The following is a 6,364-nucleotide window of genomic DNA, read 5'->3' as shown; positions in this document are numbered from 1 at the left end:
CATCAATAGCGTTATCCATTTAAAGTCAGCTTGTTTATCGATAAAGTCTTGTGATTGCAGTACGTGTTTTAGTTGCTCTGGTTGCCAGCGCTGACGCGCTAAATCATGCCCAGCTTGATTACTTGGCTTTGACAGTTTCACTTCATCAAACGGGTTAGCGCTGGTGTAGCGCATCAGTTTGCACCATTTAAAGAACTGCGACACCGCCGCGAGGTAGTCTTTATTGCTTTTATGGCTTCGACCTTCTTCGAGCAAGCAATCTTTGTATTCCATCGCCTCAGCGCTGGTTATGTCAAATACATCATCTAGGTGGGTTCGCTCAATAAAGTGGCCTATACGTTGATTTAGCTGCTTTACCGTTAACACTGAGACAGACTGCTTTTGTTTAGACGCAATAAATTTAATTAACGCATCCAACAATGTGACGTTAGCAACTGAATTCGTTTGATTTTTACTACCAGAACTATTTGACAAAGCCAACTTTGTTGATGAGGGATAATTGTCATATGTCGCACTATTATGGGCTAATTGCGTTGGCCGAGTGGGAATAAAGTGGATGATTTCCCGCACTGGTTTGGCGTTATCATCAAGCGTTTCTGTTGCCCCAACAAAGCCTGCACGGGCATCATTAATCAATTGATTAACGTGTGCTTGAAATGCATCTGGCTGTGATTGTGGCGTTAAGCTGCTGATTAATGGTCGTAAGATACCCGCAACCACAAGATTACGGCCAATAGCGATTGAGCGCTGTTTAGTTAGCAAAGATACTTTGATGTCGGCAGCGAAGCCTTTATCACGTAGAGAAGCAGGTAACACCATGCGGGTGTAATAGGTACAATTTGTGGCTCTGAATAGGTACATATGTCTCAGTCATCCGTTTTGGGTCTGAGAATATGATTTTTCAAATGCTAGAAAGCAAAAAAGCCATTGATTATCAATGGCTTTTTCACTTTAGAATGTGGCGGAGGGATAGGGATTTGAACCCTAGAACGGGATAAACCGTTGCCGGTTTTCAAGACCGGTGCATTCGACCACTCTGCCATCCCTCCGAGCGGGCGAATAATATGATAATGACCCTTTGGTGTAAAGGGTAAATTGCAAATAACCCGTTAAGTGTCTATTAAACACACAAATTAACTTATCATCTGCTGTTCGGTGATTCAAAATGTATTGCGCAGCTAATATTACTCAATGGTATTGACTCACTCAACACCAAAAGCACGCGACTGCGCTATCGGCTATTAAGCTGCGAATATAACAATGGGCTAAGCGAAAACATGATTAAACAGCCGATAACGGCAACTTTGCTTGATTTGATTAGGGTTAATGTTTACCTTTACTGCTAGTAATTTTGCCAATGCCAAGGATAGCGAGATGCTTTCAGAACAAGCATTCGAGATGATAGATATCGTGGCCCGTGTGGGTAGTTTTACCGCCGCAGCCAATAAATTGAATAAAGTGCCGTCTGCGGTGAGTTATGCAATTAAACAAATTGAAGATGACTTAGGGGTAATATTGTTTGAGCGTCACCATCGCAGTGTCAGTTTGACGCCCGCTGGTGAACATTTTGTGGCCCAGTCGCGTGACATTATGACCAAGCTTAATAATATTAAACGTGATACACAAAAAGTGGCTAATGGATGGCGCCCTTCGTTATCTATTGCGATTGACAATATGGTGCGTGCTGACAAAATCAGTGGCTTAATTGCTGATTTTTATCGCCACTTTACCGACATAGAATTGATTATCCGCTTAGAAGTCTATAATGGAGTGTGGGAGGCTTTGTCCAGCGGCAAAAGCGATATCGCCATTGGTGCAACGTCAAGCATTCCTGTTGGTGGTACATTTAAGTCCCGCCATATGGGGATGATTGAGTGGTCTTTTTTAGTCGGTAAAAACCACCCTTTAGCTATCGCAGAGCATGCATTAACCGATGAAGAGTTATTGCAATATCCGTCAATTTGCCTGCAAGATACCGCCCATAATATTGCCCATCGACCTAATTGGTTGCTGAATAATCAGCGCAGAATTGTGGTACCTGATTGGATCAGAGCGATTAATTGTTTTAGAGAAGGCTTAGGCGTGGGATATATGCCATACCATTTGGCCGATATCTTTATTAAAGCCGGCGCGCTCATAGAAAAACAACTCGCCACACCAAAGCAAGACACAGCCTGCTGTTTAGCCTGGAATAATGCCAACATGAGCCCAGCAATGCAGTGGGTATTAGATCACCTAGGTGATACCGAAAAACTAAAAAAAGAATGGCTTAGTTAATCCTGTTACGCCAAATATGTTTTTTGTAATAGCATTACTTATCAAACCGTATATGTTAAATTAGCAACTATTAAGATGATGTTAGTTATGAATTAATTTTGGTTTAATATACATTGCTTACGCTATACAAATAGATTTAGCTTCAGAGTGAGAAATATTTTTTCTCGTAGAGCGAATCATTGAGTTAACACCTGGAGACGATAATGAATCAACAATCAGTTATATCACCCAGTCTATCGACTACTGATGTCAATAAACTGTTAAAAAACACCTACATGCTTCTGGCGATGACATTAGCATTCTCTGCTGTCACTGCTGGTTTTGCCATGGCGATAAACCTTGGCCCAATGATGTCAATAGGCTTATCGCTTGGTAGCTTGGTATTGTTATTTGTAACACTCAAAAAAGCTGACAGTTCTGCAGGTATTTTTTGGGTGTTTGCTTTTACGGGTATGCAAGGTGCTTCACTAGGTTACATTCTTAATCATTATGCCGGAATGGCAAATGGTCCTGGCTTAATTATGCAGGCACTAGGCTTAACCTCTATCATTTTCGTGTCGCTTTCGGCATATGCGTTAACCACGAAGAAAGACTTTTCATTTATGCGCGGCTTCTTATTTGCGGGTTTATTAGTGATGATCGGTGCGATGGTCATTAATATATTCGTCGGTAGCTCAATATTATTTATGGCAATGAACGCAGGTATTGCGTTGCTAATGACCGGTTTCATTCTTTATGACACCAGTCGTATCGTGAATGGCGGCGAAACAAACTACGTTCGGGCGACTATTTCATTGTACTTAGATTTTTTGAACTTGTTCATAAGCCTACTACATTTAATGGGTATTGGCAGCGACGACTAATCGTCGATAGAGTTCACTAGCAAATTACGTTAAAATGACCCTACATTAGGGTCATTTTTTTTATCATGAGCAAATTCATCATTCAAGTAAATGGAAGCGTTTATGGCTCTACGGCCAGCTTTCGTGCATTAGCATTTTGCCAAAGCGCATTAGCCAATGGCCATCAAATCATTAATGTCTTTTTCTATCAAGATGGCGTAACTAACAGTAATGCCCTCACCTGTCCTGCTTCTGACGAAATTGATATGCATTCCAATTGGCAATCATTGTCATTAAAACATACGATACCGCTGACCAATTGTGTCTCTGCAGCTCTGCGGCGTGGCGTATTATCGCAACAAGATGCGACGGAAAATGGTAAACCACAATGGAATAGCAGCGACGCATTTACCATGGGCGGTTTAGGTGAATTAGTGGTGGGTATTGAGCAAGCAGATAGATTAATTAGTTTTTAAGGTATTAGTGGAATAGACAATGAAATCACTGGTGATTATTTTTAGGCATGCCCCTTTTGGCACCACAAGTACCCGTGAAGGGTTAGATTTTGCCATGCTCAGCGCAAGCTTTGAGCAACAAGTGAGTCTGGTATTTACCAATGAAGCGGTATTACATTTACTGGCAGGCCAAACCCCCGAACAAGCAGGCTCTAAAGATTATGTGTCGGCGTTTAAAGCGCTTTCTCTTTACGATATTGATACCGTATTGGTTTGTGCTGAATCAATGACCACATTAGGAGTACACCCCAATGACTTTAGTATTGCGGCCACAGTGGCAACTCCAGAGGTGATCACCAAAACCCTGCAAGCGGCTGATGAGGTGTTAGTATTTTGATATTACATCATATCCAAACATCAACAATGAGTGACGATGCCTTAAATACTTGCTTGCGGTATATTCACCCTACTGACAGTATTTTATTGTCTAGCGATGCGGTGAATTGTTTGTTACAAACCCAGTGGCAACAACGTTTAGCAAACATTAAGCTGTTTGTGCTGCAAGATGATCTTGTAGCAAGAGGCTTATTTGAACGCTTGATGATGTTAGCGAATAAGACTGCAAGCTCTTTTGATATTATTGATTATTCACAATTTGTTGAACAATCTTTGTTACACGATAAGGTCATCACGTGGTAAATTTTTTTGAATTTAATGGTCAGCAAATTGAAACCGATCATCAAGGCTATTTAAACAACATCAATGACTGGCAAGAATCCATGGCTGTTGTTATTGCTGCCACTGAGAATATTGAGTTGACCGAACAACACTGGGAAGTGATCCGTTTTGTACGTGATTTTTATCTTGAGTACAAAACCAGTCCAGCCATTCGAGTATTAGTTAAAGCTATTGGCCAACGTTTAGGCGCGGATAAAGGTAACTCTAAATATTTGTATACCTTGTTCCCGATTGGTCCCGCAAAACAAGCAACAAAAATTGCCGGTTTGCCAAAACCGGCAAAATGTTTATAGCAGAAAAGGCTTACAAAAAAGCCCGCTTAAGTCATCTTAAGCGGGCTTTTTAAATGGCTAACCTTAACTGAGGTTATTTTGGAAATATATTTTCTATCACTATAAATACTGCTTGAGCTAGTTCAACAATTACCAACAAAATAAAAAAGAAGATAACTGATAAATAGATAAGCCTACGATTATCACGCCGACTTGAACCCATTGCTGGTTGTACCAACCCTTATAAATATGTGACCAACTCAAACTGAGTGACACAATTTCCAATACAATGTAGGAGTAAAATATGTGCTGCGATACAGTAACGCCGTTAACTCGGTTTACGGATTGCGGGGTCACTCAACGCGCAAAAACATACAGGTCTTTTTAGAAGATGAATGTCTAAGCTCTATCTTGTACAAGACTAATGATTAAAATCCTAGCCGCGCCTAAGATTGAGTACGGCTAGGGAAAAGTGATATTAACCAATCACGCTTAAGCCACCCATGTATGGACGTAATACTTCAGGTATTGTGATGGTGCCATCTTGATTTTGATAGTTTTCAAGCACGGCCACTAACGTACGACCAACCGCCAAACCTGAGCCATTTAAGGTGTGCAATAAAGCCGGTTTGTTATCGACTTTGCTACGGTACCTGGCTTGCATTCTACGGGCTTGGAAATCTTTCATGTTCGAGCAAGATGAAATTTCACGGTAAGTATTTTGCGCCGGTAACCAGACTTCAATATCAAAGGTTTTGCTTGAACCAAAGCCCATATCACCAGTACATAACACCATGGTGCGGTACGGTAATGCTAGTAACTGTAATACTTTTTCAGCATTTGCGGTGATTTCGTCAAGCGCTTGCATTGAATTATCTGGATGAACAATTTGCACTAATTCTACTTTGTCGAATTGATGCTGACGGATTAATCCGCGGGTATCACGGCCGTAAGAGCCAGCTTCACTTCTGAAACATGAGGTTAATGCGGTCATTTTCATCGGCAGTTCACTTTCATCCACAATCATGTCGCGCACATAGTTGGTTAATGGCACTTCTGCAGTGGGGATAAGAGATAAACCTTGGCCTTCTTCTGTGGCCGGTTTAGTGTGGAATAAATCTTCACCAAATTTAGGTAACTGACCTGTACCTAATAAACTGTCTTCATTAACCAATAGCGGTACATATGTTTCGGTATAGCCGTGTTCAGTGGTGTGTAGGTCTAGCATAAACTGACCTAAAGCACGATTTAAACGGGCAATTTGGCCACGCATAATAATAAAACGTGAACCGGTAATTTTTACCGCACTTTTAAAATCTAATCCACCTAACGCTTCACCTAAATCAAGATGATCTTTGACTTCGAAATCGAATACTTTTGGGGTACCCCACCGGCGTACTTCTACATTGTCATTTTCATCAGCACCCACGGGAGCCGATTCGTCTGGCAAATTTGGCATGCTCATGGCGATGCTATTGATCTGTTGCAACAACTCAGCAAGCTCAGCCTTCTTTGCATCTAACTGCGCACCTAAATCACCCACTTGCGCCATAATGGAACTGGTGTCTTCGCCGCGCGCTTTAGCTTGACCAATCGACTTCGATATCGCATTACGCGAGGCTTGTAAGTCTTCGGTAGCCACTTGAAGCGATTTACGCTTTTCTTCAAGCTTGGTCAAATTATCGACTTCAAGAATAAAGCCACGAGTGGCTAAACGCTCGGCGGTGATGTCCAGTTCATTACGCAAAAATTTTGGATCTAGCATGTTGTCAGTTCTTTT

The 6,364-nt window shown here is 41.5% G+C and carries 8 protein-coding genes and 1 tRNA gene; 6 read left to right on the top strand and 3 right to left on the bottom strand.

What is annotated here, in order from left to right; genetic code table 11:
* The coding region (locus tag AAEZ00_RS10950) for a site-specific integrase (protein ID WP_351088632.1) at positions 1-861 on the bottom strand (861 nt) is incomplete at its 3' end.
* Between the two features lie 98 nt (positions 862-959).
* Positions 960-1,049, bottom strand: a tRNA-Ser gene (locus AAEZ00_RS10945).
* Between the two features lie 325 nt (positions 1,050-1,374).
* On the opposite strand from AAEZ00_RS10945, the gene punR reads away from it, so the two are divergent.
* The 6 genes from punR to AAEZ00_RS10915 all read left to right on the top strand — a co-directional run bounded on the left by punR (position 1,375) and on the right by AAEZ00_RS10915 (position 4,605).
* Positions 1,375-2,277, top strand: coding sequence for a DNA-binding transcriptional activator PunR (punR, locus tag AAEZ00_RS10940; RefSeq protein WP_101031875.1), 903 nt, complete (start codon positions 1,375-1,377; stop codon positions 2,275-2,277).
* Positions 2,278-2,480: 203 nt separating this feature from the next.
* Positions 2,481-3,140, top strand: a complete 660-nt coding sequence (locus AAEZ00_RS10935; RefSeq protein WP_124011618.1) for a Bax inhibitor-1/YccA family protein — start codon at positions 2,481-2,483, stop codon at positions 3,138-3,140.
* A gap of 65 nt (positions 3,141-3,205) precedes the next feature.
* Positions 3,206-3,595, top strand: coding sequence for a sulfurtransferase complex subunit TusD (tusD, locus tag AAEZ00_RS10930; protein ID WP_124011619.1), 390 nt, complete (start codon positions 3,206-3,208; stop codon positions 3,593-3,595).
* Between the two features lie 19 nt (positions 3,596-3,614).
* Positions 3,615-3,971, top strand: a complete 357-nt coding sequence (gene tusC, locus AAEZ00_RS10925) for a sulfurtransferase complex subunit TusC (RefSeq protein WP_124011620.1) — start codon at positions 3,615-3,617, stop codon at positions 3,969-3,971.
* Complete coding sequence (gene tusB, locus AAEZ00_RS10920) at positions 3,968-4,273, top strand: sulfurtransferase complex subunit TusB (RefSeq protein WP_124011621.1); 306 nt, start codon at positions 3,968-3,970, stop codon at positions 4,271-4,273. The genes tusC and tusB overlap by 4 nt, the downstream gene beginning before the upstream one ends.
* Complete coding sequence (locus AAEZ00_RS10915) at positions 4,267-4,605, top strand: TusE/DsrC/DsvC family sulfur relay protein (protein WP_124011622.1); 339 nt, start codon at positions 4,267-4,269, stop codon at positions 4,603-4,605. The genes tusB and AAEZ00_RS10915 overlap by 7 nt, the downstream gene beginning before the upstream one ends.
* Positions 4,606-5,062: 457 nt before the next feature.
* Here AAEZ00_RS10915 and serS read toward each other — a convergent pair whose 3' ends face one another.
* Positions 5,063-6,349, bottom strand: coding sequence for a serine--tRNA ligase (gene serS / locus AAEZ00_RS10910; RefSeq protein WP_124011623.1), 1,287 nt, complete (start codon positions 6,347-6,349; stop codon positions 5,063-5,065).
* Between the last annotated feature and the right edge of the window lie 15 nt (positions 6,350-6,364).

It is taken from the genome of Shewanella sp. S1-49-MNA-CIBAN-0167 (assembly GCF_040310145.1).
Lineage (GTDB): Bacteria > Pseudomonadota > Gammaproteobacteria > Enterobacterales > Shewanellaceae > Shewanella > Shewanella psychromarinicola.
This window is presented reverse-complemented; position numbering and strand designations above follow the sequence as displayed.

Bases quoted from the DNA above. Each gene is read 5' to 3' on its own strand.
- punR (WP_101031875.1), top strand. From the start codon at position 1,375: ATGCTTTCAGAACAAGCATTCGAGATGATAGATATCGTGGCCCGTGTG.
- AAEZ00_RS10935 (WP_124011618.1), top strand. From the start codon at position 2,481: ATGAATCAACAATCAGTTATATCACCCAGTCTATCGACTACTGATGTC.
- tusD (WP_124011619.1), top strand. From the start codon at position 3,206: ATGAGCAAATTCATCATTCAAGTAAATGGAAGCGTTTATGGCTCTACG.
- serS (WP_124011623.1), bottom strand. From the start codon at position 6,349: ATGCTAGATCCAAAATTTTTGCGTAATGAACTGGACATCACCGCCGAG.
- tusC (WP_124011620.1), top strand. From the start codon at position 3,615: ATGAAATCACTGGTGATTATTTTTAGGCATGCCCCTTTTGGCACCACA.